General features: G+C 67.8%; 18 protein-coding genes. 11 read left to right on the top strand and 7 right to left on the bottom strand.

What is annotated here, in order from left to right:
* Nucleotides 1-74 precede the first annotated feature (74 nt).
* The 4 genes from FHS97_RS09915 (at nt 75) to FHS97_RS09900 (ending at nt 3,811) form a co-directional block, all read left to right on the top strand.
* The gene (locus FHS97_RS09915) at nt 75-269 is read left to right on the top strand and encodes an antitoxin (RefSeq protein WP_184036593.1); all 195 of its coding nucleotides are present in this window, start codon (nt 75-77) and stop codon (nt 267-269) included.
* Nucleotides 256-528 (top strand): type II toxin-antitoxin system RelE/ParE family toxin, encoded by a 273-nt coding sequence (locus FHS97_RS09910; RefSeq protein WP_184036590.1) that lies wholly within the window; start codon nt 256-258, stop codon nt 526-528. Before FHS97_RS09915 ends, FHS97_RS09910 begins: the two co-directional genes overlap by 14 nt.
* 36 nt (nt 529-564) lie before the next feature.
* Nucleotides 565-3,138: a DNA mismatch repair protein MutS gene (gene mutS, locus FHS97_RS09905; RefSeq protein ID WP_184037229.1), complete on the top strand. Its 2,574-nt coding sequence runs from the start codon at nt 565-567 to the stop codon at nt 3,136-3,138.
* Nucleotides 3,139-3,250: 112 nt separating this feature from the next.
* The gene (locus FHS97_RS09900; RefSeq protein WP_184036587.1) at nt 3,251-3,811 is read left to right on the top strand and encodes a hypothetical protein; all 561 of its coding nucleotides are present in this window, start codon (nt 3,251-3,253) and stop codon (nt 3,809-3,811) included.
* A gap of 84 nt (nt 3,812-3,895) precedes the next feature.
* Here FHS97_RS09900 and FHS97_RS09895 read toward each other — a convergent pair whose 3' ends face one another.
* Nucleotides 3,896-4,579 (bottom strand): class I SAM-dependent methyltransferase, encoded by a 684-nt coding sequence (locus tag FHS97_RS09895; protein ID WP_184036584.1) that lies wholly within the window; start codon nt 4,577-4,579, stop codon nt 3,896-3,898.
* Between the two features lie 359 nt (nt 4,580-4,938).
* Here FHS97_RS09895 and FHS97_RS09890 point away from each other — a divergent pair, with 359 nt between their 5' ends.
* Together FHS97_RS09890 and FHS97_RS09885 are read left to right on the top strand one after the other, a co-directional pair.
* Nucleotides 4,939-7,680, top strand: coding sequence for a [protein-PII] uridylyltransferase (locus tag FHS97_RS09890; RefSeq protein WP_184036580.1), 2,742 nt, complete (start codon nt 4,939-4,941; stop codon nt 7,678-7,680).
* Nucleotides 7,681-7,919: 239 nt separating this feature from the next.
* Complete coding sequence (locus FHS97_RS09885) at nt 7,920-10,814, top strand: TonB-dependent receptor (protein ID WP_184036577.1); 2,895 nt, start codon at nt 7,920-7,922, stop codon at nt 10,812-10,814.
* A gap of 88 nt (nt 10,815-10,902) precedes the next feature.
* Here FHS97_RS09885 and FHS97_RS09880 read toward each other — a convergent pair whose 3' ends face one another.
* Nucleotides 10,903-11,967, bottom strand: coding sequence for a LacI family DNA-binding transcriptional regulator (locus FHS97_RS09880; RefSeq protein ID WP_184036574.1), 1,065 nt, complete (start codon nt 11,965-11,967; stop codon nt 10,903-10,905).
* Nucleotides 11,968-12,044: 77 nt separating this feature from the next.
* Here FHS97_RS09880 and FHS97_RS09875 point away from each other — a divergent pair, with 77 nt between their 5' ends.
* From FHS97_RS09875 to FHS97_RS09865, 3 genes are all read left to right on the top strand, one after another.
* The gene (locus tag FHS97_RS09875; RefSeq protein ID WP_184036571.1) at nt 12,045-13,844 is read left to right on the top strand and encodes an alpha-amylase family glycosyl hydrolase; all 1,800 of its coding nucleotides are present in this window, start codon (nt 12,045-12,047) and stop codon (nt 13,842-13,844) included.
* Nucleotides 13,841-15,415, top strand: coding sequence for an alpha-glucosidase family protein (locus FHS97_RS09870; RefSeq protein WP_184036568.1), 1,575 nt, complete (start codon nt 13,841-13,843; stop codon nt 15,413-15,415). Before FHS97_RS09875 ends, FHS97_RS09870 begins: the two co-directional genes overlap by 4 nt.
* Nucleotides 15,416-15,554: 139 nt before the next feature.
* Nucleotides 15,555-17,045 (top strand): MFS transporter, encoded by a 1,491-nt coding sequence (locus FHS97_RS09865; RefSeq protein WP_184036565.1) that lies wholly within the window; start codon nt 15,555-15,557, stop codon nt 17,043-17,045.
* A 121-nt stretch (nt 17,046-17,166) separates the two neighbouring features.
* Here FHS97_RS09865 and FHS97_RS09860 read toward each other — a convergent pair whose 3' ends face one another.
* Genes FHS97_RS09860 through FHS97_RS09845 form a run of 4 tightly spaced genes read right to left on the bottom strand, consistent with a single transcriptional unit; the run spans nt 17,167 to nt 20,610 of the window.
* Complete coding sequence (locus FHS97_RS09860) at nt 17,167-18,108, bottom strand: Gfo/Idh/MocA family oxidoreductase (protein WP_184036562.1); 942 nt, start codon at nt 18,106-18,108, stop codon at nt 17,167-17,169.
* Nucleotides 18,105-19,100: an AraD1 family protein gene (araD1, locus tag FHS97_RS09855; RefSeq protein WP_184036559.1), complete on the bottom strand. Its 996-nt coding sequence runs from the start codon at nt 19,098-19,100 to the stop codon at nt 18,105-18,107. Before araD1 ends, FHS97_RS09860 begins: the two co-directional genes overlap by 4 nt.
* Nucleotides 19,097-19,735, bottom strand: a complete 639-nt coding sequence (locus FHS97_RS09850; RefSeq protein WP_184036556.1) for a 2-dehydro-3-deoxy-6-phosphogalactonate aldolase — start codon at nt 19,733-19,735, stop codon at nt 19,097-19,099. Before FHS97_RS09850 ends, araD1 begins: the two co-directional genes overlap by 4 nt.
* On the bottom strand, nt 19,732-20,610 hold the full coding sequence (locus FHS97_RS09845) for a 2-dehydro-3-deoxygalactonokinase (RefSeq protein ID WP_311770318.1): 879 nt from the start codon (nt 20,608-20,610) through the stop codon (nt 19,732-19,734). The genes FHS97_RS09850 and FHS97_RS09845 overlap by 4 nt, the downstream gene beginning before the upstream one ends.
* A gap of 110 nt (nt 20,611-20,720) precedes the next feature.
* Here FHS97_RS09845 and FHS97_RS09840 point away from each other — a divergent pair, with 110 nt between their 5' ends.
* Nucleotides 20,721-21,593, top strand: a complete 873-nt coding sequence (locus FHS97_RS09840; protein ID WP_184036550.1) for an SMP-30/gluconolactonase/LRE family protein — start codon at nt 20,721-20,723, stop codon at nt 21,591-21,593.
* Nucleotides 21,594-21,682: 89 nt separating this feature from the next.
* Here the strand turns inward: FHS97_RS09840 and FHS97_RS09835 are convergent, their stop codons facing one another.
* The gene (locus tag FHS97_RS09835) at nt 21,683-23,008 is read right to left on the bottom strand and encodes a sugar MFS transporter (RefSeq protein ID WP_184036547.1); all 1,326 of its coding nucleotides are present in this window, start codon (nt 23,006-23,008) and stop codon (nt 21,683-21,685) included.
* A 154-nt stretch (nt 23,009-23,162) separates the two neighbouring features.
* On the opposite strand from FHS97_RS09835, the gene FHS97_RS09830 reads away from it, so the two are divergent.
* Nucleotides 23,163-24,290: an aldose epimerase family protein gene (locus FHS97_RS09830; RefSeq protein WP_184036544.1), complete on the top strand. Its 1,128-nt coding sequence runs from the start codon at nt 23,163-23,165 to the stop codon at nt 24,288-24,290.
* Nucleotides 24,291-24,402: the final 112 nt, after the last annotated feature.

Here is a 24,402-nt window from a genome sequence, read left to right as displayed (position 1 = left end):
CGCGGTCGCATCCCGTTGCTTGCGGTCAAAAGTGGCGGGTGGTCTTCGGACAGGCACGCAGGTATGATCGCGACATGAAGCACGAGCCCGGCATTTTCGAGCAACGCGATCGTGAAGCAGAGGCCGCGGCGATCGCGCGTGCGCGGGCCGATGTCGCGGCAGGACGGGTTCACTCGCACGAGGTCGTCAAGGAGTGGCTGAGGACGTGGGGAAAGCCCGGTCGCCTGCCGTTCCATGAGTGGCTTGCCGCGCGCAATGGCGAGAGTTGACTGGACCGATGAGGCGCTGCGCGAAATCGACGAGATCGTCTTCTACATCGAACGCTTCGACCCTGCCGCTGCGACCCGGATTTCGACACGATTGTTCGCGCTCGGCGATAGCCTGAGTGAGTTTCCGCGTCGCGGGCGGCCCGTCGAAGATGGGCTACGCGAGCTGACCACTGTGCCGCCGTATATCATGCTCTACGAAACCGATGGCGAGATCGTGTCGATCATCTCCATCCGCCACGGCGCCCGCCGCCCGGACTGAAGCTTTTCCATGACCACCACCCCCGCCCCGACGCCGATGATGGCGCAATATCTCGCGCTCAAGGCGGAGTCCGAGGATTGCCTGCTCTTCTACCGGATGGGCGATTTCTTCGAGCTGTTCTTCGACGATGCGCGGGTCGCGGCGCAGGTGCTCGACATCGCGCTGACGTCGCGCGGCGAACATGCCGGCGAGAAGATCCCGATGTGCGGCGTGCCGGTCCATGCCGCGACCGCCTATCTGCAACGGCTCATCAAGGCCGGGCACCGCGTCGCGATCGCCGAGCAGACCGAGAGCCCGGAGGCGGCCCGCAAGGCGCGTGGGTCGAAGGCGCTGGTCAACCGCGCGATCGTCCGCGTCGTCACCGCGGGGACGCTGACCGAGGAGACGCTGCTCGACGCGCGCGCCGCCAATTGGTGCGTCGCAATCGGCGAGGCCGGCAGCGAGGTCGCGGTAGCGGCGGCAGATGTGTCGACCGGGCGGTTCGAGGTGATCGCCTGCGACCGCGCGTCGCTGGGGGCCGAGCTGGCGCGGCTCGGCGCGGCGGAGGTGGTCGCGGCCGAGGGTGGCGACGCGCCCGCGACCGTGTGGCGCCCACGCGCCGAGTTCGACAGCGCGCGCGCCGAGGAGCGGCTCAAGCGGCTGTTCGCGGTCGCGACGCTCGACGGCTTCGGGCAGTTCGGGCGCGCCGGGCTGGCGGCGGCGGGCGGGCTGGTCGCGTATCTCGACCATACCGCCAAGGGGCAATTGCCGTTCCTGCGCCCGCCGGTGCTGGCCGCCGCGCGCGACACGATGGCGATCGACGCCGCGACGCGCGAGAGCCTGGAGATCACCTGCACCGCGCAGGGGCAGCGCAAGGGCAGCCTGCTCGATGCGGTCGACCGGACGGTGACGGGCGCGGGCGCGCGGCTGCTCGCCGCCGATCTCGGCGCGCCGCTGATGGACCGTGCGGACATCGAGGCGCGGCTCGATCTGGTGCGGCTGTTCCACGACGATGCGGGGTTGCGCGATCGTATCCGCGCGGCGTTGCGTGCATTGCCGGACATCGGCCGCGCGCTCGGGCGGCTCGCGGCGGGGCGTGGGAGCCCGCGCGATCTCGGGCAGTTGCGCGACGGGCTCGATGGCGCATGGGCGATCGGCGATCGCCTCGGCAAGCTGAGCGAGACGCCCACTTTGCTTGCGCAGCTCGCGCCGCGGTTGCGCGGACATGGCGAACTGATCGACCTGCTCAAGCGCGCGCTCGTCCCGTCGCCGCCGATCGAGGCGAGTGACGGCGGCTATATCGCGGCGGGCTACGACCCGGCGCTTGACGCATTGCGCGACACCGGCAGCGGCGGGCGGCGCGCGATCGCCGCGCTGGAGGCGACGTTCCGCGCCAAGACCGGGATCGCCGCGCTCAAGATCCGCCACAATGGCGTGCTCGGCTATCATATCGAGGTGCCCGCGCGCGCCGCCGATCCGTTGATGGCGGCGGACTCGGGGTTTACGCATCGCCAGACGCTGGCGGGGGTGGTGCGCTTCAACGCGCCCGAGCTGCACGAGGTCGCCGCGAGCGTGACGCAGGCCGGCGCGCACGCGCTCGCCGCCGAGGCCGCGCATCTGGAGGACCTCACTGCGCAGGCGCTGGCCGGACGCTTGGCGATCGCCGCGACCGCCGATGCGCTGGCACGGCTCGACGTCGCCGCCGCGCTGGCCAAGCGCGCGATCGAGGGCGGCTGGTCGCGCCCGGCGTTCGTCGATCACGCCTGTTTCGATGTCAGCGGCGGGCGGCATCCGGTGGTCGAGGCGGCGCTGGCAAAGAGCGGCGACCGGTTCGTCGCCAATGACTGCGTGCTGGGCGAGCGGTCGCGGCTGTGGCTGGTGACGGGGCCGAACATGGGCGGCAAGTCGACGTTCCTGCGCCAGAATGCGCTGATCGCGGTGCTGGCGCAGGCGGGGGCCTATGTGCCCGCGGCGGCGGCGCGGCTCGGGCTGGTCGACCGTTTGTTCAGCCGCGTCGGCGCGTCGGACAATCTCGCGCGCGGGCGCTCGACCTTCATGGTCGAGATGGTCGAGACCGCCGCGATCCTCGCGCAAGCGACCGAGCGCAGCTTCGTGATCCTCGACGAGGTCGGGCGCGGCACCTCGACCTATGACGGTCTCGCGATCGCTTGGGCGGTGGTCGAGGCGATCCACGAGGACAATCGCTGCCGCTGCCTCTTCGCGACGCATTACCACGAGCTGACGCGGCTGGCGGAGCGCTGCGACGCGCTGTCGCTCCACCACGTCCGCGCGCGCGAGTGGAAGGGCGAGCTGGTGCTGCTCCACGAACTCGCCGACGGGCCGGCGGATCGCAGCTATGGCTTGGCGGTCGCGCGGCTGGCGGGGATGCCGCCCGCGACGGTGTCGCGCGCCAAGGCGGTGCTCGCGAAGCTGGAGGCGGGGCGCGCCAAGACCGGCGGGCTGGCGGCGGGGCTCGACGACCTGCCGCTGTTCGCCGCCGCCATGCAGGCCGAGGAGGAGAAATGCGACGCCATCCGCGCCGAGGTCGAGGCGCTGGATGTCGACGCGCTGACGCCGCGCGAGGCGCTGGATACGCTGTACCGGCTGAAGGCGCTGGCGCGGGAAGGGTGAGGGTGAGGGTGAGGGTGAGGGTTTCTCAATTTCGTCGGTAAATTAGGAAGGGCTTTGAAGCGTTGAGGGCTGCGCTGGTAGTAGCGGGAAATCAAAGCTGACTGGATCGCTTATGCCTCTTATCGACCGCTACGTTGCCGCCCCCGATTTTTGGGAGCGCCACGCAACGAACGTCAATGCGGATGCGGAAACTGCATTGGCAACTGCCAGCGCCTACAGGACGGAAGATGATCCTTTTTTCAGGGGAATGATAGGCCTTCGGGAACTTCCCATGCGCGTAATCCGCAAAACGGTCGGTGGATCCAGCGGCAGTCAACGGCCGTTCGGCATCGACAACTTTACACTGCTGGAAGCAAATGAGAGCGAGATTGTTTATGGTCTGGCAGGTCGGTTCTGGTCTTTGGACTATGGCTTAGAAAGATTTTCCGATTCGGAAGAATTTCTGGCTATCAAAACCCCCGGGAGCGCAAAACTGGCGCTTAATTTCGCAGTCGGCTCAGACGGTGCCGGAAAAACGATCCTCTCGACAGAAACACGCATAGCTTGCGCCGATGCAGCGGCGCGACGACGCTTCGCGCCCTATTGGTATTTGATTCGCCCGGTAAGTGGACTGATACGCCGTAGAACCTTGAATGCCATCCGTAGATCGAGCGAGGCGAAAAGCTACTGTTAACAATACGGCATCCCAAACCTTTCCCGAAGACGAACAGCCCGTATCACGCCGTTTGCGTTGGAACCGACTTTCGAGATACTGCGGCTAAGGCTTGCGAGCGACGACGGTCTGCATACGGCCAATGGGTGCATCGACTTCGACAGAATAGCCAGCTTGACACAGCATGTCCGCGACCCACGACGGCGCGAGCCGGAGCTTTCGGTAACTACTTTTTTGAAGCTGCCATTCCGCGTCGGTTCGTAGATAGATGAGGTCTGTCACAACGACATGATCGGCTTCGTAATCCAGCACGCATGTCATAATACGCTGATCGTCAGACCGCACCGGAATAAATCGATCGGTTCCGGTCAACGCCAACGAGAAATCACGGTAGGTCAGCGCGAGCCGACCTCCGGAGCGCAAAGCGCGATATGCATCGCCCAGCAACTTCGATACGTCATTGCGGTGCTGAAGATGCGTGATCGTGTCTCCCATACACACGATTGCATCTGCCGTTCCCTCACCGACATGGTCCGCAATGTCACGAAGATCGGCAAGCACGGTGTTGATCGACTCGTCTTGGCTGGCAGCACGCAACTCGCCAAGCAGGGCTTCGCTGGTATCGATCGCAATAACTTTGCCGTAGCCAACCTCGCTTAGCGCCAGTGCCTGATAGCCCGGTCCACATCCCAAATCGACCGCACACCCCCGACCGTCACTCGTAAATCCGAGATCAATCAGAAGGTTACGCTGCTCAGCCGCCTTCTCCGCGAAGGTGGTCCCGCTCATCCACGAGTAATGAGCTGCTAATAGCGTATCGTAATGCTGCTAAACGTCGCTCACAATTACTGCCTCCTCAGAAGCGACCTTTTATTCGTCAGTTCCCTTTTGCGCCAGAACCATCGCCAGCATCCGCTACCCTTCCCGATTAGGAACCAGTGCCGGGAAAGCCGGCCGCGGCGATCACGCTGAAGGAAGCCTGCATGTACGTTTTTTTGGAACTTGCTCCCGGAAGCGTTTTCCCGAGATTCACGCGTAGCGACGAGGAAACGGGAAAGCTCGCGTCCAGCGAACGCGGTCCATCGGCGCTGACCCGATCGCCACCAAAACACGCGACGCGTTAACCCCGACCCGCTATCTCGCCCCACATGACCGGCCGTTTCGACCACCTCCCCAATCGCCGCGCGATCGTCGACCGGCGCCTGCTCGCCGAGCAGGTCGCCGCCGCGACCGGCAAGGACACTTCAGCGCTGCGCCATCAGGTCAGCCTGTTGCTCAAGAGTGCGCTCGAGGCCGGGCGCGCCGAGATCGCGCGGCGGCTGACCGCCAATCCCTCGCGCGGGATCGAGGCGGCGAACGCGCAGGCGTATCTGGTCGACCAGCTGCTGCGCGTGCTGGCCGACTTCACGACGCAGCGGCTCTACCCGCTCGCCAACCCGACCACCGGCGAGCGGCTGCTGCTGCTCGCGGTCGGCGGCTACGGGCGCGGCGAGATGGCGCCGTTCTCCGACGTCGACATCGGCTTCCTCACCCCCGGCAAACAGACGGCGTGGGCCGAGCAGGTCATCGAATCCATGCTCTATGCGCTATGGGATCTCGGGTTGAAGATCGGCCATTCGAGCCGCTCGCTCGACGAGATGGTGCGGCAGGCGAAGGCCGACGTGACGGTGCGCACCGCGCTGCTCGAAGGGCGCTACGTCTGGGGTGACGAGGATCTGTACGGTGAGGCGTCGCGGCGCTTTCACGACGACGTGCGGCGCGGCACCGAGCGGCAGTTCGCCGCCGACAAGCTCGCCGAGCGCAACGCGCGGCACGTGCGGATGGGCGACACGCGCTATGTCGTCGAACCCAACATCAAGGAGGGCAAGGGCGGCCTGCGCGATCTCCACGCGCTGTTCTGGATCGGCAAATATACCTATCAGGTGCAGCGCTCGAACGAGCTGGTCGCCGTCGGGCTGTTCACGCGTGAGGAATTTCGGCTCTTTCACCGCGCCGACAACTTCCTGTGGGCGGTGCGCTGCCATCTGCATCTGATCGCGGGGCGGGCCGAGGACCGACTGACCTTCGACTATCAGCGCGAGATCGCGCAGCGGATGAATTACGCCGACCGGCCGGGCAAGTCGGCGGTCGAGCGCTTCATGCAATTCTATTTCCTGCAGGCGCGCACGGTCGGGTCGCTGACCGGGCTGTTCCTCGCGCATATGGACGAGCGCTTCTCGCGCCGCCGCCGATTGGGGCTCAAGATGGCGCGGACGCCGCGCAAGCTCGACGGCTTCGCCAACGACGGTGGGCGGATCGCGCTGCCGTCGAACGATTTCTTCCAGCAGGACCCGCGCCGGCTGGTCGAGATCTTCGCGCTCGCCGCCGAGCAGGGGATGGAGATCCACCCGCTCGCCTTGCGCTGCGCGACGCGTGACGCGCGACTGGTCACGGAGGTGCGACGCGACGCGCGCGCCAATGCGCGCTTCCTCGACCTGCTTGCGGGGGCGCACGATCCCGAATTGCCGCTGCGCTGGATGAACGAGACCGGCGTGCTCGGGCGGTTCGTGCCGGACTGGGCGCGGATCGTCGCGCAGATGCAGTTCGACATGTATCATCACTACACCGTCGACGAGCACACGATCCGCGCGCTCGGGCTGCTCGCGCGGATGGAGGCGGGGGCGCTCGTCGACGATCACCCGCTGCCCAGCGAGATCATGGCGCAGATCGTGTCGCGGCGCGTGCTGTATGTCGCGGTGCTGCTCCACGACATCGCCAAGGGGCGCGGCGGCGATCATTCGATCCTCGGCGCGGAGGTTGCGGAGCGGCTGTGCCCGCGCTTCGGGCTGACCCCGGCCGAGACCGAGACGGTCGCGTGGCTGGTGCGGCATCATCTGCTGATGAGCGCGACTGCGTTCCGCCGCGACCTGACCGATTTCAAGACGATCCTCGACTTCACCGAAGTGGTGCAGAGCCCGGAGCGGCTGCGGCTGCTGCTGGTGCTGACCGTCGTCGACATCCGCGCGGTCGGGCCGGGGACGTGGAACGGCTGGAAGGGGCAGTTGCTCGGCGACCTCTACGACCGCGCCGAGGAGGTGCTGCGGCTCGGGCACAAGCAGAAGGGGCGCGGCGAGCGCGTGTTCGCCAAGCAGGAGACGCTGCGCGCCGCGTTGCATTGGGATGCCGGGACGCTGGCGGCCTATGTTCGCCGGCTGCCCGAGCCGTACTGGATCGCCGAGCCCGACGACGTGCTGGCGCACAATGCGGCGTTCGTGACGCAGACCGGCGACGTGCAACTCGCGATCGACGCGCAGGTCTATCCCGAGCGCGGGGCGACGCTGGTGACGGTCTATGCCGCCGACCATCCGGGGCTGTTCAGCCGCATCGCGGGTGCGATCCATGTCGCGGGCGGCAACATCATCGACGCACGCATCCACACCACGCGCGACGGCATGGCGCTCGACAATTTCCTCGTTCAGGATCCGCTCGGGCGGCCGTTCGACGAGGCGGGGCAGCTGACGCGGCTCAAGACCGCGATCGAGGATGCGCTGGCCGGGCGCGGCAAGCTGACCGACCGGCTCAAGGCCAAGCCGCTGCCGCGTGCGCGCGCCGATGCGTTCCGTATCGAGACCAACGTGCTGGTCGACAACAAGGCGTCGAACCGCTTCACCGTGGTCGAGGTCGCGGCGCGCGACCGCCCGGCGTTGCTCAACCAGCTCGCCTATGCGCTGTTCCTGTCGAAGGTGACGATCCATTCGGCGCATGTCGCCACCTATGGCGAGCGCGCGGTCGACGTTTTCTATCTGACCGATCTGACGGGGGACAAGATCGCCTCGACCACGCGCGTGCGCGCGCTGGAGAAACGGCTGCTCGCCGCGGCATCGGGGGCGCCGCAGGAAGAGGCGACGTGACCCCGCCGTCATTGCGAGCGTAGCGAAGCAATCCAGAGCCGGACCAGGACGCCTTGGATTGCTGCGCTACGCTCGCAATGACGAGCGGAACCCAAGTAGCATAACGCTGAATACGTATGTGGCTTCCTTGGCGGCACGGCCGGTGCGGGCCTAGTCGGCTCCCATGACACCCGAGGATTGTCCGCATCAACGCGGATGCCGGGAGCAGGGGAGGAATTCACATGTACCGTCCATCACTTATGCCCGCAGCGCGCCGCTGGGCCGGTGTCAGCGCGCTCGCGCTGCTGGTCGCCACCCCGGCGCTGGCGCAGGAAGCGACGCCGCAGGCGGATGCGCCGACCGGCAACCCGACCGCGAAGGTCACCGCCACGCAGCCGGCACCCGTCGCCGATCCCACTCCCGACGCCAACGCCAATCCCGATCCGACTGCAATCGGCGCGGACGAGATCGTCGTCACCGGCATCCGCGCCAGCCTCGCCAAGTCGGCGGACATCAAGCGCCGCTCGACGCTGATCGTCGACTCGGTGTCGGCCGAGGATGTCGGCAAGCTGCCGGACGTGTCGATCGCCGACTCGCTCGCGCGGCTGCCGGGCGTCACCGCGCAGCGCGTCGAGGGGCGTGACCAGAGCCTGTCGATCCGCGGGCTCGGCCCCGATTTCTCGACCACCTTGCTCAACGGTCGCGAGCAGGTGACGGTCGGCGACAACCGTGGCGTCGAGTTCGACCAGTACCCGTCTGAATTCTTCAGCAACGTCAACGTCTACAAGTCCGCCGACGCCTCGCTGATCGCGGCGGGCGTGTCGGGCACGGTCGACCTCAGGATGCTGCGTCCGCTCGACCAGAAGGACCGGCTGTTCATCGTCTCGGCGCGCGGGCAGCTCAACGGGATCGGCAAGCGCAACCCGGACGGCGAGCGCTGGGGCTATCGCGCCACCGCCACCTATGTCGACAAGTTCGCCGACGACACGCTCGGCATCGCGCTGGGCGTCGCGGCGCAGGAATCGCCGACCAATTACGACCGCTACGAGGCATGGGGCTATCCCAACCTCAACAACCTCTCGCAGAATTGCACCGGCGACGCGGCCGGGCCGTGCGTGCTGGGCGGTGCCAAGCCCTATGTGCAGTCGAACATGCTCAAGCGCTATGGCGGCGTTGGCACGCTCGAATGGGCACCGAGCGATGCGTTCCACTCGACCTTCGACGCGCTCTACACGCATTTCACCGAGACGCAGAAGCTGCGCGGGATCGAGTTCCCGCTCGCCTATAACGTCGCGCCGACCGCGGGGACGGCGACCGTCACCGACGGCTTCGTCGACAAGGCGACGTTCAGCCCGCAATATACGGTGCAGCGCAACGACCTGAACGACCGCAAGTCGGACATGTTCTCGCTCGGCTGGAACAACAATGTCCGGCTGAACGACGCGATCCAGCTCAACGTCGACGCCGCCTGGTCGCGCGCGACACGGCAGGACGAGCTGATCGAGACCTATTCGGGCACCGGCTATGCCGGCTCCGGGCAGCGCGACACGATCACGATCACGCGCCAGAACAACGGCACCTACCAGATCGTCCCGACGCTGGACTATGCCGACACCAACGTCATCCGCATCACCGATCCGGGCGGCTGGGGTTATAACGGCACCAACGCCGTCGTGCAGGCCGGCTTCCAGAACCGCCCGAAGTTCAGCGACGACCTGAAGTCGCTGCGCGCGAACCTGACCGGCGATTTCCAAGGCGCGCTGGGCGTCATCAAGGGCTGGGAAGTCGGCGGCAATTACACGCAGCGCGAGAAGAAGGCGCGCTTCACGTCGTACTTCTATTGCCCGCCGGGCGGCGGCACCAACTGCACCGTCGCGAGCGGCACGACGACGTCGATCGCGGTGCCCAGCGACGTGGTGCTCGACGAGCAGGTCTCGCTCGCCTTCCTCGGCGTGCCGCGGATGCTGACGCTCGACCCGCGTGGCGTGCTCGGGCTGCTGACGCCGGTGTTCGACAACCGTCCGGAGTCGCTCGCCAAGGTGTGGGGCGTGAAGGAGAAGGTGACGACCGGCTATGCCAAGCTGGTGATCGACGGCGAGGCCGGCGGCAAGGCGGTCAAGGGCTCGATCGGCGTGCAGGTGGTGCATACCGACCAGAGTTCGGATGGCCGCATCGCCGGGCTCAACGGCGGCGTGGTGGCGCTGTCCGACGTGTCGGGCGGCGACAAATATACCAACGTCCTGCCCAGCGCGACCTTCTCGGTCGAGCTGATCCCGAACGGCTTTATCAAGATGGGCGCGTCGCAGACGATGGTGCGCCCGCGGCTCGATCAGGAGCGCATCTCGCAGAATGTCGCGATCAATCCCGGCAATGTCGGGGCCGGGTCCGATCCGCTGCGCAGCCCGTTTTCGTCGGACGGCGGCAATGCGGAGCTGCGCCCGTACAAGTCGACCAACATCGACCTGTCGCTGGAGAAATATTTCCGCGCCGGCGGCTATGTCGCGCTGTCGGGCTATTTCAAGCACCTGACCGACTATGTCGATCCGAACAACAACGTGCTGTACGACTTCTCGCCGCTGATTTCGTCGCTGACGCCCGCGCAGCAGGCGATCGTGCAGGCGCAGAATGCGCAGTTCGGGCTGTTCAAGAACCCGGCCAATTCGGGTCGTGGCGAGATCATGGGCGCGGAAGCGACCGCATCGCTGCCGCTGCGGATGTTCACCACCGCGCTCGACGGCTTCGGGCTGTTCGGCAGCGGCAGCTACACGCATTCGGCGGTCCGCTACGACAGCGCGCCCGCAACCGTGCAGACGGTGCCCGGTCTGTCGAAATGGGTGCTGAACGGCACCGCCTATTTCGAGAAGAACGGCTTCCAGGCGCGCGCGACCTATCGCTATCGCTCGAGCTTCCTGGCCGAAGTGCGCGGGCTGTCGGCGACGCCCGAGCTGAACACTGCCAAGGGCGAGACGATCCTCGACGCGCAGATCGGCTATGAATTCCAGAGCGGCGCGCTGCAGGGGCTGACAATCCTCGCGCAAGCCAAGAACCTGACCGATCAGGAGTTCTTCCAGTACACCAACAACGATCCGCGGCAGGTGCGGCGTTACCAGCGGTATGGGACGGACTATTACCTCGGGCTGACCTACCGGTTCTGATCTCGAGCCGTCATTGCGAGCGGAGCGAAGCAATCCAGGGCGTCACGCGAAACCCTGGATTGCCGCGCTTCGCTGGCAATGACGAATATCAGGCGGACACGCGCACCATCAGGGTCGCGGGGAGCATGACGTTCTCGGTCGTCTCGCCCGCGATCTGGCGGACGAGCGTATCGACCAGCAGCGCCCCGGCGCGGGCATAATCCTGCGCCACGGTCGTCAGCGGCGGGCGCGACAGGCGCGCGGCGGGGATGTCGTCGAACCCCGCCACCGCGACATCCTCGGGCACGCGCCGCCCCGCCTCGTCGAGCGCGCGCAACGCCCCCAGCGCGATGAGGTCCGAAGCGGCGAACAGCGCGTCGAAGGGGATATCGCGCGCGAGCAGCCGGCGGGTCGCGTCATAGCCGACCTGTTCCGACGACAGCGCATCGACATGCAGGCCGGGATCGACCGGCAGCCCCGCGCTGCGCAGCACGTCGCACAGGCCGCGGTAGCGGTCGCGGAATTCGGGATAATGGTCGCTCGCGGTGCCGACGAAGGCGACGTTCTTCCGCCCGCGGTTCAGCAGGTGGCGCGCCACGTCGCGCCCGCCGCCGATATTGTCGCAGCCAAGCACCAGCCCCAGCCCGTTGGGTTCGACCGACCCCCAGCGCACGTAGCGCGTCTTCTGCCCCACCAATTGCTCCAGCCGGACGCGATAGGTCTCCCAGTCGCCATAGCCGAGCAGGATCAGCCCGTCGGCCTTGCGGCTGTCCTCATAATCCTTGTGCCAGTCCGCCGAAAGCTGCTGGAACGAGGTGAGCAGGTCGTAGCCGCGCAGCGCGCAGGTCTTCAGGATCGAGCCGAGCATCGACAGGAAGAACGGGTTGATCGCGGTCGCGTCGGGCAGCGGGTCCTCGAAGAACAGCAGCGCGAGCGTCTTGGCCTCGCCACGGCGCAGCGACGAGGCGGCGCGGTCGACCTTGTAGCCGAGCTGCTCGGCGATCGCCGCGATCCGCAGCCGCGTCGCGGCGCTGACCGTACGGTCGCCGCGCAGCGCGCGCGACACCGTCGGCTGCGAGACGCCCGCGGCGGCGGCGATGTCGAAGGAGGTGACGCGGTCGGACAGCGGCGGCGGCTCATGCGAGGGAAAGGCGCATCCTATCCTGCGGTGCATGGGCTGTGAATACGTATGCTGCGCGCTTGGCAAAGCGGCGACCGGCTGCGCATCACGCGGCGATCGGGAGAGAGAGCATGAAAAGCATCATCGCGGGCGCGCTGGCGGCGCTGTCGCTGGCCGGCGCTGCGTCGGCGCAGGAGTATCGCGCGCGCCTGCCGCAGGACGAGGTGATCTATTTCGCGCTCCCCGATCGCTTCGACAACGGCGATCCCGCCAACGATCGTGGCGGGCTGAGCGGCGATCGGCTGCGCACCGGCTATGATCCGACCGCGAAGGGCTTCTATCACGGCGGCGACCTCAAGGGTCTGACGCGCCGGCTCGACTATATCGCGGCGCTGGGCGCGACCGCGATCTGGGTCGGTCCGATCTTCCGCAACAAGCCCGTGCAGGGGCCGAAGGGGCAGGAGAGCGCCGGCTATCACGGTTACTGGATCACCGACTTTGAACATGTCGATCCGCATTTCGGCACCGACGCCGATTTCGCGGCGCTGGTAGCGGCGGCGCATGCGCGGGGGATGAAGGTCTATATGGACATCATCGTCAACCACACCGCCGACGTGATCCGCTACCGCGAGTGCGGCGACTGCGCGTATCGGTCGCGCGCCGATTACCCGTATCGGCGGCGCGGCGGGGTGAACGGTTCCGCGATCAACCCCGGCTTTGCGGGCGATCAGGTGCAGACCGCGGCCAATTTCGCCAAGCTGACCGATCCGACCTATGCCTACACGCCTTACATTCCGAAAGGTGAGGAGCGCGCCAAGTCGCCGACGTGGCTCAACGACGTCCTGCTCTATCACAATCGCGGCAACACCACGTTCCGCAACGAGAATTCGGAGATGGGCGATTTCGTCGGGCTCGACGATCTGATGACCGAGAACCCGCGCGTCGTGACGGGGATGATCGATATTTTCGGGGGCTGGGTCGACCGCTTCGGCGTCGACGGGTTCCGCATCGACACCGCGCGCCACGTCAATCCCGAGTTCTGGCAGGCGTTCGTCCCCGCGATCCAGGCGCGCGCCGCGGCAAAGGGCATCCCGAACTTCCACATCTTCGGCGAGGTCGCCGCCGACCAGCTCGATCCCGGTCCGCTCGCGGTGCATACGCGCGTCGACAGGCTGCCCGCGGTGCTCGACTTCGCGTTCCGCCGCGCGGTGCTCGATACCGTCGCGGGGACGCGCGGGACCGATGCGTTCGAAACGCTGATCGCGGGCGATGCGCTCTACGAGGGCGGCGCGGCGGCGGCGGAGCGACTGCCGACCTTCGTCAGCAATCACGACAATGGCCGCTTCGCGTTCTTCGTGCGGCAGGCGTTTCCCAAGGCCGATGACGCCGAGGTGCTGAAGCGCACGATGCTCGCCAACGCGATGCTGCTGACGCTGCGCGGCGTGCCGACGATCTATTCGGGCGACGAACAGGGCTTCACCGGCGACGGCGGCGATCAGGATGCGCGTGAGGACATGTTCGCCAGCCGCGTCGCCAGCTACAACGACAATCGCCTGCTCGGCACCGACACGACCACCGCCACCGCGCATTTCGGGGAGGACAATCCGCTGTTCCGGCAGATCGCGATGCTGGCGCGCGTGCGGCGCGCGCAACCGGCGCTGACGCGTGGCCGCACGCTGCTGCGCGCGCGCGAGGAGACGCCGGGGCTGCTGGCGGTGTCGCGGGTCGATCCGGCGACCGGGCGCGAGATCCTGCTCGCGTTCAACACCGCCACCACCCCGCTCGACCGGCTGGTCGAGGTGACCGGCGCGGGCAGCGCGACGACGCTGGCCGGGGAGGGCTGCGCCGCGCAGACCGCCGCGCCGGGATCGTTGCGCGTCCGCCTTCCTGCTTTAGGCTATGCCGTCTGCGCGATCGGAGCGACACGATGACCTATCCGTGGTGGCAGGGTGCCGCCGTCTACCAGATCTATCCGCGCAGCTTCGCCGATGCGAACGGCGACGGGGTCGGCGACCTGCGCGGGATCACCGCGCATCTGGGTCATGTCGCCTCGCTGGGGGTCGACGCGATCTGGATCTCGCCCTTCTACACCTCGCCGATGGCCGACTTCGGTTACGACGTCGCCGATTATTGCGACGTCGATCCGGTGTTCGGGACGCTCGCCGATTTCGACGCGCTGATCGCGCGCGCGCACGATGTGGGTTTGCGCGTCATCACCGATCAGGTGTGGTCGCACACCTCGGATCGCCACCCGTGGTTCGTGCAGAGCCGCGCTACGCGCGACGGCGACAAGGCCGACTGGTACGTCTGGGCCGATGCGAAGCCGGACGGCTCCCCGCCCAACAACTGGCAATCGGTGTTCGGTGGCCCGGCGTGGACGTGGGACGCGCGCCGCCAGCAATATTATCTCCACACCTTCCTCAAGGAACAGCCGCAGCTCAACGTCCGCAATCCGGCGGTGCAGGAGGCGCTGCTCGGTGTGGGGCGCTTCTGGCTTGATCGCGGCGTCGACGGCTTCCGGCTCGATGCGATCAACCATGCGATGGGGGCGGCCGATCTGCGCGACAATCCGCCCGCGCCGCCCTCGAACAAGCCGCGCACGCGCTCGTTCGATTTCCAGCAGAAGACGCACAGCCAGGACCAGCCCGACATGCTGCCGTTCGTCGAACGCATCCGCGCGCTGACCGACGAATATGAGGCGCGCTTCTCGGTCGCCGAGATCGGCGGCGACGAGAGCGACTGGGTGCGCAAGGCCTATACGCAGCCGGGGCGGCTGGAGACCGCCTATGGCTTCGACTTCCTCTACGCCGATCACCTGACCCCGGCGGCGGTACGCGCGGCGTTGTCGCAATGGCCGGGGGCGGCGGGCGAGGGCTGGCCGAGCTGGGCGTTCGAGAATCACGACGCGCCGCGCGCGGTGTCGCGCTGGGCGCTCCCTGAGCATCGCGATGCCTTCGCGCGTGCCAAGATGGTGCTGCTGGCGGGGCTGCGCGGCAACATCTTCCTCTATCAGGGTGAGGAGCTGGGGCTGACGCAGACCGCGGTGCCGTTCGAGAAATTGCGCGATCCCGAGGCGATCGCCAACTGGCCGCTGACGCTCAGCCGCGACGGCGCGCGGACGCCGATGCCGTGGTCGGCCGAGGGGGCGGGGCATGGCTTCACCAGCGGCGAGCCGTGGCTGCCGTTCGGGAGCGATCATGCCGCGATGGCGGTCGATGTGCAGGAGGCGGAGGCGGCGTCGCTGCTGCACTGGACGAGGTCCGTTCTGGCGATGCGGCGGGCGCAGCCGGCGTTGCGCTGGGGGACGCTGCGGTTCGTGGAGGCGCCGGCCGATGTGGTCGCGTTCGAGCGCGCGCATGACGGCGAGCGATTGCTGTGCGTGGTGAACCTGTCGCCGGAGCCGATCGAGGTGGCGGTGAGATATGGCGAGGTGCTCTTGTCGTGTGGCGTCGAGGGCGCGCGCTTTGCGGGCTATGGCGCGCTGATCGCGAGGGTTGCATGAACCGCACCCCCACCACCACCCGTCACCCCGGCGCAGGCCGGGGTCCAGTTGGGGGACGTTCCCGCATTTCACGAGCGGTCCGCTATTGGACTCCGGCTTTCGCCGGAGTGACGGTTTATTGCGTTACTGGAGTGGTCGCATGACCGCCCCGCGCCGCCGTCACCAATCGCTCGCCGGGCTCGCGAACATCTCATTCGGCTTCTTCGGCATCCAGATCGGGTTCGCGCTCCAGAACGCGAACATGAGCCGGATCTTCCAGTCGCTCGGCACCTCGCTCGACGACCTCCCGGCGCTGTGGGTCGCCGCGCCGCTCACCGGGTTGCTCGTCCAACCGGTGATCGGGCATTTCAGCGACCGGACGTGGCTCGGCCGCTTCGGGCGACGGCGGCCGTACTTCCTCGCCGGTGCGCTGCTCGCCGCGCTGTCGCTGGTGGTGATGCCGCTCAGCCCGACGCTGCTCGTCGCGGCGCTGATGCTGTGGGTGCTCGACGCGTCGCTCAACATTTCGATGGAGCCGTTCCGCGCGTTCGTCGGCGACATGCTCGACCGCGACCAGCACGCTGCCGGCTATGGCGTGCAGACCGCCTTCATCGGCGCGGGCGCGGTGTTCGGGTCGATCTTCCCGTGGCTGCTCGAACAGGGCGGCGTGTCGAACGTCGCCGCGCCGGGACAGATCCCCGACTCGGTCAGGTTCGCCTTCTGGTTCGGCGGCGCGGCGCTGCTCGCCAGCGTGCTCTGGACGGTGGTGACGACCCGCGAATATTCGCCCGCCGAAATGGCGGCGTTCGACGGGGCGGCGGAGGTCGACGACGGCAGCACCGCGCGGGTGCTCGCCGAACGGCGTTCGATCGCGCCGCTGCTGTGGATCGCGGCGGGGGCGGCGGTGGTCGTGCTGGTCGCGCTCGCCGGGCTCGAAAAGGAGATGTACCTGCTCGGCGCACTGCTCGCCGGGTACGGCATGGCGAGCCTCGTCGCGATCCGTGCGGCGCGGGCAGGGCGCTCGCCGGGGCTGCTCGGGCATATCGTCGGCGATTTCGCAGGCATGCCGCCGCTGATGAAGCGGCTGGCGGTCGTGCAGTTCTTCAGCTGGTCGGCGCTGTTCATCATGTGGATCAACACCACGCCGGTCGTCACGCAGGTGTTCTTCGCCGCACCCGACGCCGCCAGCCCGGCGTATCAGCGCGGCGCGAACTGGGTCGACGTGCTGTTCGCGACCTATAACGGCGTCGCGGCGGTGTCGGCGCTGGTGCTGCTGCCGTGGTTGTCGGCGCGGATCGGCAAGGCGCGGACGCATGTCGTCGGGTTGCTGTGCGGCGCGGCGGGGTTCGCTAGCATCTTCGTGATGCCCGATGCGCGCTGGCTGCTGGTCAGCGAGGTCGGGATCGGCATCGCCTGGTCGACGATCCTCGCGATGCCCTATGCGATCCTCGCCTCGGCGCTGCCGCAGCGCAAGCTCGGCATCTATATGGGGTTGTTCAATGTCTTCGTCGTGACGCCGCAATTGCTGGTCGCGACGGTGATGGGGTCGATCACCCGCCACTTCTTCCCGACCGAGCCGATCTGGACGATGGCCTTCGCCGCGGTGACGATGGCCGGCTCAGCGGTCGCGATGCTGCGGGTACGGAAATAGGGCGCGATCCGCTTGCCCTGAAGCCGTCGCCCCGGACCTGATCCGGGCCCCGCTTTCTTCTTCGCGATCGGGCAAGAAGCGGGGCCCCGGGTCAAGCCAGGGGCGACGAAGGAATGTGGTGTTATTCCACGAATGGCTCGACGCTGATGTGCCGCCCGCGGAGGAATACATCCGCCACCGCGCGCAGCGGCGAGACATCGACGTCCGACACCCCCGCGCGCACGATCGCGCCGAAGCGGTGGTAGAGCCCCGGATATTCGCCGTGCAGGTCGGCGTCGTGCGCCAGCGCTTCCTTGCCGTCGATCGTCAGCACCGAGCCGCCCTTCGACAGCAGCAGCGTGCCGTCGTCGGTCTCGACTTCGATATCCCAATGCTGCGGGCCTTCCTGGCGGAAGTCGAGGTCCATCGCGATCTCGGCCCCGGCGGTGTCGCGGAACGACACGCGCGCCGCGATCGGTGCCGCGCGGTTCGACGGCACGTCCAGCTCGGCGGTTTCGACGAAGAACGGGCGCGGCAGGATGCGTGTCGCGATCGACAGCGCGTTGATGCCCGGATCGAACACGCCGAAGCCGCCCGGCTCCCAGATCCAGTCCTGCCCCGGATGCCAGACGCGCACGTCCTCGCGCCACGTGATCTTGGCGCGCTTTACCTCACGCTCGGCCAGCCATGCGCGCGCCGGCTCGACGCCATCGGCATAGCGCGAGTGCCAGCTCGCGAACAGGCTGACGCCTTTCGCCGCAGCGGCGTCGCGCAGCGCGATCACCTCCGCGAGCGTCGCGCCCGGCGGCTTTTCGAGAAAGACGTGCCAGCCCTGCCCGATGCAATATTGCGCGATCGCGCGGCGGACCTGCGGCGGGGTGCACAGCGATACCGCATCGACCTCGAGGCCGCTGGCGGCGAGTTCGTAGACGTCGCGGAAGAACGGCAGGCCGCCCACGCTCTCGCCGCTGCGGCTGACGGTCGCGACGAGGTCGAAGCTCTGCCCGGCGGCGATCGCGGGCAAATGCTGGTCGTGGGCGATCTTGCCCATGCCGACCAGCGCGAGACGGATCGGCGCGGTCACAGCGCGCGCACCACAACCGGCGCGGCGGCCGCATCGGTCAGCGTGTTGCGGAGCGGCAGCGCGAACGGTGCGGCGGCGATCTCGAACACGTCACCGGTCTGCGTCTTCACGCCATCGGCGACCGACAGCGTCGCGGTGCCGAAGAAGTGGACGTGGACGTCGCCCGGCCGGCGGAACCCCGCGTATTTGAAGTGGTGATGTTCCAGATTGGCGAGGTGGTGCGACATATTGTCCTCGCCGGTCAGGAACGGCTTTTCCCACAAGGTCTGACCGTCGCGGACGATCTTGCTGGTGCCGCGGATGTCGGCCGGCGGCGTGCCGAGCAGCAATTCCGCGCCGAGCGACGCCTGCCGCAGCTTGGAATGCGCGAGCCACAGGTAATTGTGCTTCTCGGTCACATGGTCGCTGAACTCGTTGGCGAGCGCGACGCCGAGCCGGTACGGCGTGCCGTCGTCACCGATCAGGTAGATGCCGGCCAGCTCGGGCTCCTCGCCGCCGTCCTGCGCGAACGCGGGCGACGCGAACGGCGCTTCCGGCGCGACCAGCGACTGGCCGTCGCCCTTGTAGAACCATTCCGGCTGCTGCCCGACCGCGCCCTCAGCCGGCTTGCCGCCCTCGACGCCTTCGAGGAACATCCGCATCGAATCGGTCTGGTGCTCGCCCGACGACGCCGCCTTGTGCATCGCGTCGCGTCCCGACGCCGAACCGAGATGGGTCAGCCCGGTGCCCGCCAGCATCAGCCGCGCGCTGTCCTCATGATCGATCGCGGGAAGCAGGTGTCCGGCGTCCAGCTCGGCGGCGATGTCGACCGACTCGTCGCTGCGGCGCTGTGCCGCGGCCTCGGCGAGCGTCGTGCCCGCGGCGATCGCCGCCAGCGCCAGTTCGCGGGTCGTCTCGACACCGGTCAGGAAGACCGCGCGGTCGCCCTCGGCGAGGATCACGCGGCGACGCCCGTCGTCACCGCGATGTTGAAGCAGACGGGTATCGGTCATGCGAGGTCCTTGAGCGCGGAAAGATAGCGGCGCGCCTCGGCGGCGACCGCGTCGGCAGACGTGCCGGGACGATAGAGGTTGGAGCCGAGCCCGAAGCCATCGGCGCCGGCGGCGCGCCATTCGGCGACATTCTCGGGCACGATCCCGCCGACCGCGAGCATCCGGGTCGTCTTGGGCAGCACCGCGCGCTGCGCCTTGAGGTACGCGGGGGTGGTGCCGTCGGCGGGGAACAGCTTCAGCGCGGTCGCGCCGGCGGCGAGCGCGGCGAAGCCCTCGCTCGGTGTGAAATAGCCGGGCATCGAGATCATGCCGCGCGCCGCGGTTGCCGCGATCACGTCGGTGTTGGTGTTGGGCGAGACGATCAGCGTCCCGCCGACGTCCTGCACGCGCGCGACGTCCTCTACCGTCAGCACCGTGCCCGCGCCGATCAGCGCGCGGTCGCCGACGCGCTCCACGAGTAGCTTGATGCTGTCGAACGGATCGGGCGAGTTGAGCGGCACCTCGATCAGCGTGAAGCCGGCGTCGACCAGCGCATCGCCGACCGCGGGCGCCTCGGCCGGGGTCAGCCCGCGCAGGATCGCGACGAGCGGCGCGGCGGCGAACGCCGCGTCGAAGCGCGTATGTGTCTCGGTCATCGTGTCAATTCCCAGAGGCGGTGGATACCGGCGGCGAAGGCGCGCTCGCTGTCGAGCGTCACCGGCGTGCCGCCGCATTGCCGGATCGCAGCGGCATAGAGATCGGCGAGCGCGCCGCCCGCGAGCAATTGCACGGTGCGCCCGGCGAGATCGTCGCGCGCGCCGACATCCGCCCCGATCAGCACCCCGCTCGCGAACGCCGCCGCATCGTCGGGGGCGAGTCGCCCGAGCAGCACGCGCGCGCGCACCTCGAACAATGCCACCGTCAGGTCGCGCGCGCCCGCGCCGCGCGCCAGCCCGTCCTGGAACGCCGCGCCGTCCGCGACCGCGCCGTCGAGCATTCCGGCAAGAATGCCGTGCCCGCGCAGCAACGCGAACAACTCGCCGGTCAGCGCCGTGGCGATGTCAGTGACGCGCCCATCTTCGGTCGCAATCCATTTGTTGTGCGTGCCCGGCTGGCAGAACAAGGCGTCGGCGGGGGCGAGCCCGGCGGCAATCGCGCCGAGCACCTGAACCTCCTCGCCGCGCATAACGTCGGCGCGCGCGGCACCGCGCAGCGCGACGCCCGGCACCAGCACCGCCGCGGCGTGCTTGATCGTCACGCAGCCTGCCGCCAGCGCGTCTACGCCGGCCGGCGCATCGACATAGGGCACCTCGCGCCAGCCGCGGTTCGATCCGACCATGCCCGCGGCGATCACCGGCAGCGCGCCGAGCTGCGCGCGGATTGCGCTGATTTCCGCAGGATAGGCGTCGGGAGTCAGCGAAAGGATGCCGCGACCGTCCTTGAGCGACGCCTCCGCCTCGCCCGCGGCGGACATCCGCCACGCACGCCGGTTCGTCGTTCCCCAATCGATGGCGATGTAGCCGCCTGACACGTCATCCTCCCATTTATTTGTAGGACATAAAGCCTTCCACGACGAGGTCAAGGCTGTGCGCCGCGCCCGCGATCCTGTACGCCGACCCATTCGGGACAATGGAGAGACAGATGACCGAAGTGCGGACGTTGTGGCGCGGCGCGGCGACGCTGGGCGAGGGCCCGGCATGGGATCCGGTGCAGAAGGTCCTGTGGTTCGTCGACATCAAGCAACAGCGCGTCCATCGCTACGATCCGGTTTCCGGTGAGGTCTCCGCCTGGAGCGCCCCGGCGCAGGTCGGCTGGGTGCTGCCCGGCGCGGGCGGGCTGTTGCTGGCTGGATTGCAGACCGGGCTCGCGCGGTTCGACCCCGATTCCGGCGAGTTCTCGCATCTCGTGACGGTCGAGCCCGACCTGCCCGGCAACCGCCTAAACGACGCGACCGTGGCGCAGGACGGATCGGTCTATTTCGGGTCGATGGACGACGGCGAAAGCGCGATCACCGGGCGCGTTCACCGCTGGGACGGGCAGCAGGTCACCACCACCGCGATCGACGCGGTCGCGATCACCAATGGTCCCGGCCTCTCGCCCGACGGTGCGACGCTCTACCATGTCGATACGCTCGGCGGGGTGATCCATGCCGTCGCGCTGGCGCCGGACGGCACGACCGGCGTGGCGCGCGTGTTCGCGACGATCGACCCGGCCGATGGCTGGCCGGACGGCGTGACGGTGGACTCGGGCGGCAACGTCTGGGTCGGGCTGTGGGGCGGCTGGTGCGCGCGCTGCTATGCGCCCGACGGCACGCTGCGGCAGGAGGTGAGGCTGCCCGCCGCCAATGTCACCAAGATCGCGCTCGGCGGCCCTGACCTGAAGACGGCTTTCGCCACCACCGCGCGCAAGGGGCTCGACGAGGACGCGCTCGCCGGTCAGCCCGATGCGGGCGGGCTGTTCGCGTTCGCGGTCGAGGTGCCCGGTCAATCGCTCGCCCCCGCACGGCTGAGCTGACATGAAAAGCCCGGCGGCTCGTGGGAGCCGCCGGGCGTTCACCCGTCCGAGCGGATCAGGTCCGGGAAGACGAAGGCTGGCGGTGGCGTTTAGTGCACCGTCTCTTCGACCGGCACGTCGGGCAGCGCGTTGGTCGCCTTGGCCCCCCACAGCGCATAGAACAGGATGTACAGCTCGCACGCCGCGGTCAGCAGGAACGACGGCTGCAAGCCATAGGCATCGGCCAGCTTGCCCTGCACCACGACCAGCGCACCGCCGGCGATCGCCATGATCAGCAGCCCCGAGCCTTCCTCGGTCAGCGGCCCCAGCCCCTTGATGCCGAGCGTGAAGATCGTCGGGAACATGATCGAGTGGAACAGCCCGACCGAGATCAGCGCCCACATCGCGACCGGCCCGGTCGTGAACACGGTGATGAGCATCACGACGAATGCGCCGATCGAGAAGGCGGCAAGCACCGTTTCCGCCGGGATGCGTTGCATGATCGCCGAGCCCGCAAAGCGCCCGATCATCATCCCGCCCCACAGGAACGTCAGATAGCGCCCGGCCTGTTCGGCGGTTATGTTGGCGATCTGCGGCTGGCTGACGAAATTCACGAACAGGTTGGCAACGCCGATTTCCGCGATCAGGTAGATGAAGATCGCCGGGATGCCGAACACCAGATTGCGGTGCTTCCACAGCGAATGATTCTTGCGGTCCTCCTTGGCGACCCGGCTCGTGGAGGAGCCCATCGCGGGCAGCGGGAAGCGCGCGATGACGACGGCGAGCACGACCAGCACGATCGCGACCAGCACGTAGGGCAGGACCACCGACTGTGCGTCGGCGAGCCGCTCGGCCTCGGTCAGCACCGTGCCCGTCGCCGCGGTGCCGCCCTTCGAGCGACCCAGAATGAGATACGCCCCGAACAGCGGCGCGAGCATCGTCCCCGCCGAGTTGAGCGCCTGTACCAGATTGAGTCGCGACGAGGCGGTCTCCGCCGGGCCGATCACCGCGACATAGGGGTTGGCGGCGACCTGCAGCAGCGTGATCCCGCTGGCGATCACGAACAGCATGACCAGCGTCACGCCATAGCTCGGCAGGCTGGCGGCGAGCACCATGCCCAATGCACCGGCGGCCATGATGAGCAGCCCGATCACCAGCGACTTCTGATAACCGATCCGCTCGATCAGCTTGGCGGCGGGGATCGAGGCGAAGAAATAGGCGATGAACCAGACGCTTTCGATCAGCGTCGTCTGGGTGTAGTTCAGGTCGAACACGCTGCGCAGGTGGGGCAGCAGCGTGTTGTTGATGACGGTGATGAACCCCCACATGAAGAACAGGCTGGCGAGCAGCGTCAGCGCGCGGCCATAGCCCGGCATCGCGCCGCCTGTGCTGCCGCCCGCGCGCGCCGCGCCCGGTGAAATGGGGGGTCCGGCCATCATCCTCTCCTCAACCTGGTCATGTTCGCGCGGCGGGGTTGCGCCGCAGAGATATGTCTGACTATATTCGCCGCGAAGAAGCGGTCAATGCGGCAAACGCCATTGGCTGGCAAGTGCGGGAGGGGTGTCGGTGAGCATTTCGGTAGCGCGTTGGATGGTGGGCGCAGGCATGGCGCTGGCAGGTATTTTGGCGGCCTCCTCGGCGTCGGCGGCGACCGCCGAGCGCGCCGCGTTCGGGACGCTGCCCGACGGGACCGCGATCGAGGCGGTGACGCTCAAGGGCAGCAACGGCGTCAGCGCGCGGATCATGACGCTCGGCGCGACGCTCCAGTCGTTCAACGCCCCCGATCGCAACGGCAAGGTCGCCGACATCACGCTCGGCTATGACGACGCCGCCAGCTACGTCACCAACCCCAATTTCTGGGGCCAGACCGTCGGCCGCTACGCCAACCGCATCGCGGGCGGCAAGTTCACGATCGACGGCAAGGCCTATCAGCTGCCGCTCAACGACAAGACCAACTCGCTGCACGGGGGGACCAAGGGCTTCGACAAATATATCTGGCGGATCGCGTCGGTGAAGTCGGGCCCGCAGGCGAGCGTGACGATGGTCATCACCAGCCCGGCGGGCGACCAGGGCTATCCCGGCACGCTCCAGGTCTCGGCGACCTACAGCCTCGACGACAAGGGCGCGCTGACGATCGATCTCGACGCCAAGACCGATGCCGCGACGGTCGTCAACCTGACCAACCATGCTTTGTTCGATCTGGCCGGCGAGGGGTCGACGGCGGGCATCTACCCGCAATTGCTGACGGTCCCGGCGGCGCGCTACACCCCTGTCAACGCCGCGCTGATCCCGACCGGCGAGCTGGCGCCGGTCGCGGGGACCGTTTTCGACTTCACCAAACCGCGCGCGATCGGGCAGAGCGTCCGCGACGGTAATGACGCCCAGATTGTGATCGGGCGCGGCTATGACCACAATTTCGTGCTCGACAAGGGCGCGACCAAGGAGCCCGGGCTGGCGGCGCGCGTCGAGGACCCCGCGTCGGGGCGCGTGCTCGAAGTGCTGACCACCGAGCCGGGCGTGCAATTCTATTCCGGCAACTTCATCGACGGCTCGTTCGTCGGCAAGCAGCGTCATGTGTACCGCATGGGCGACGGCTTCGCGCTGGAACCGCAGAAATTCCCGAACACCCCCAACCAGCCGTCGTTCGGCTCGGCGCGGGTCGATCCGGGCAAGCCCTATCATCACCGCATGGTGTATCGCGTCTCGGTGGCGCGCTGATCCCCGGAGTTTGCTGACATGACCGCCCCCCACGATCCGACGAAGCTGCGCAGCCGTGCGTGGTTCGACAATCCGGCGAACATCGACATGACGGCGCTGTATCTGGAGCGCT

It is taken from the genome of Sphingomonas endophytica, from assembly GCF_014199415.1.
Lineage (GTDB): Bacteria > Pseudomonadota > Alphaproteobacteria > Sphingomonadales > Sphingomonadaceae > Sphingomonas > Sphingomonas endophytica.
The sequence above is the reverse complement of the archived record's forward strand: the minus strand, read 5'-3'. Positions and strand labels throughout refer to the sequence as shown.

Excerpts from the sequence above, each read along its gene's own strand:
- FHS97_RS09915 (WP_184036593.1), top strand. The coding sequence starts at position 75 with ATGAAGCACGAGCCCGGCATTTTCGAGCAACGCGATCGTGAAGCAGAG.
- FHS97_RS09910 (WP_184036590.1), top strand. The coding sequence starts at position 256 with ATGGCGAGAGTTGACTGGACCGATGAGGCGCTGCGCGAAATCGACGAG.
- mutS (WP_184037229.1), top strand. The coding sequence starts at position 565 with ATGATGGCGCAATATCTCGCGCTCAAGGCGGAGTCCGAGGATTGCCTG.
- FHS97_RS09900 (WP_184036587.1), top strand. The coding sequence starts at position 3,251 with ATGCCTCTTATCGACCGCTACGTTGCCGCCCCCGATTTTTGGGAGCGC.
- FHS97_RS09895 (WP_184036584.1), bottom strand. The coding sequence starts at position 4,579 with ATGAGCGGGACCACCTTCGCGGAGAAGGCGGCTGAGCAGCGTAACCTT.
- FHS97_RS09890 (WP_184036580.1), top strand. The coding sequence starts at position 4,939 with ATGACCGGCCGTTTCGACCACCTCCCCAATCGCCGCGCGATCGTCGAC.
- FHS97_RS09885 (WP_184036577.1), top strand. The coding sequence starts at position 7,920 with ATGCCCGCAGCGCGCCGCTGGGCCGGTGTCAGCGCGCTCGCGCTGCTG.
- FHS97_RS09880 (WP_184036574.1), bottom strand. The coding sequence starts at position 11,967 with ATGCACCGCAGGATAGGATGCGCCTTTCCCTCGCATGAGCCGCCGCCG.
- FHS97_RS09875 (WP_184036571.1), top strand. The coding sequence starts at position 12,045 with ATGAAAAGCATCATCGCGGGCGCGCTGGCGGCGCTGTCGCTGGCCGGC.
- FHS97_RS09870 (WP_184036568.1), top strand. The coding sequence starts at position 13,841 with ATGACCTATCCGTGGTGGCAGGGTGCCGCCGTCTACCAGATCTATCCG.
- FHS97_RS09865 (WP_184036565.1), top strand. The coding sequence starts at position 15,555 with ATGACCGCCCCGCGCCGCCGTCACCAATCGCTCGCCGGGCTCGCGAAC.
- araD1 (WP_184036559.1), bottom strand. The coding sequence starts at position 19,100 with ATGACCGATACCCGTCTGCTTCAACATCGCGGTGACGACGGGCGTCGC.
- FHS97_RS09850 (WP_184036556.1), bottom strand. The coding sequence starts at position 19,735 with ATGACCGAGACACATACGCGCTTCGACGCGGCGTTCGCCGCCGCGCCG.
- FHS97_RS09840 (WP_184036550.1), top strand. The coding sequence starts at position 20,721 with ATGACCGAAGTGCGGACGTTGTGGCGCGGCGCGGCGACGCTGGGCGAG.
- FHS97_RS09835 (WP_184036547.1), bottom strand. The coding sequence starts at position 23,008 with ATGGCCGGACCCCCCATTTCACCGGGCGCGGCGCGCGCGGGCGGCAGC.
- FHS97_RS09830 (WP_184036544.1), top strand. The coding sequence starts at position 23,163 with ATGGTGGGCGCAGGCATGGCGCTGGCAGGTATTTTGGCGGCCTCCTCG.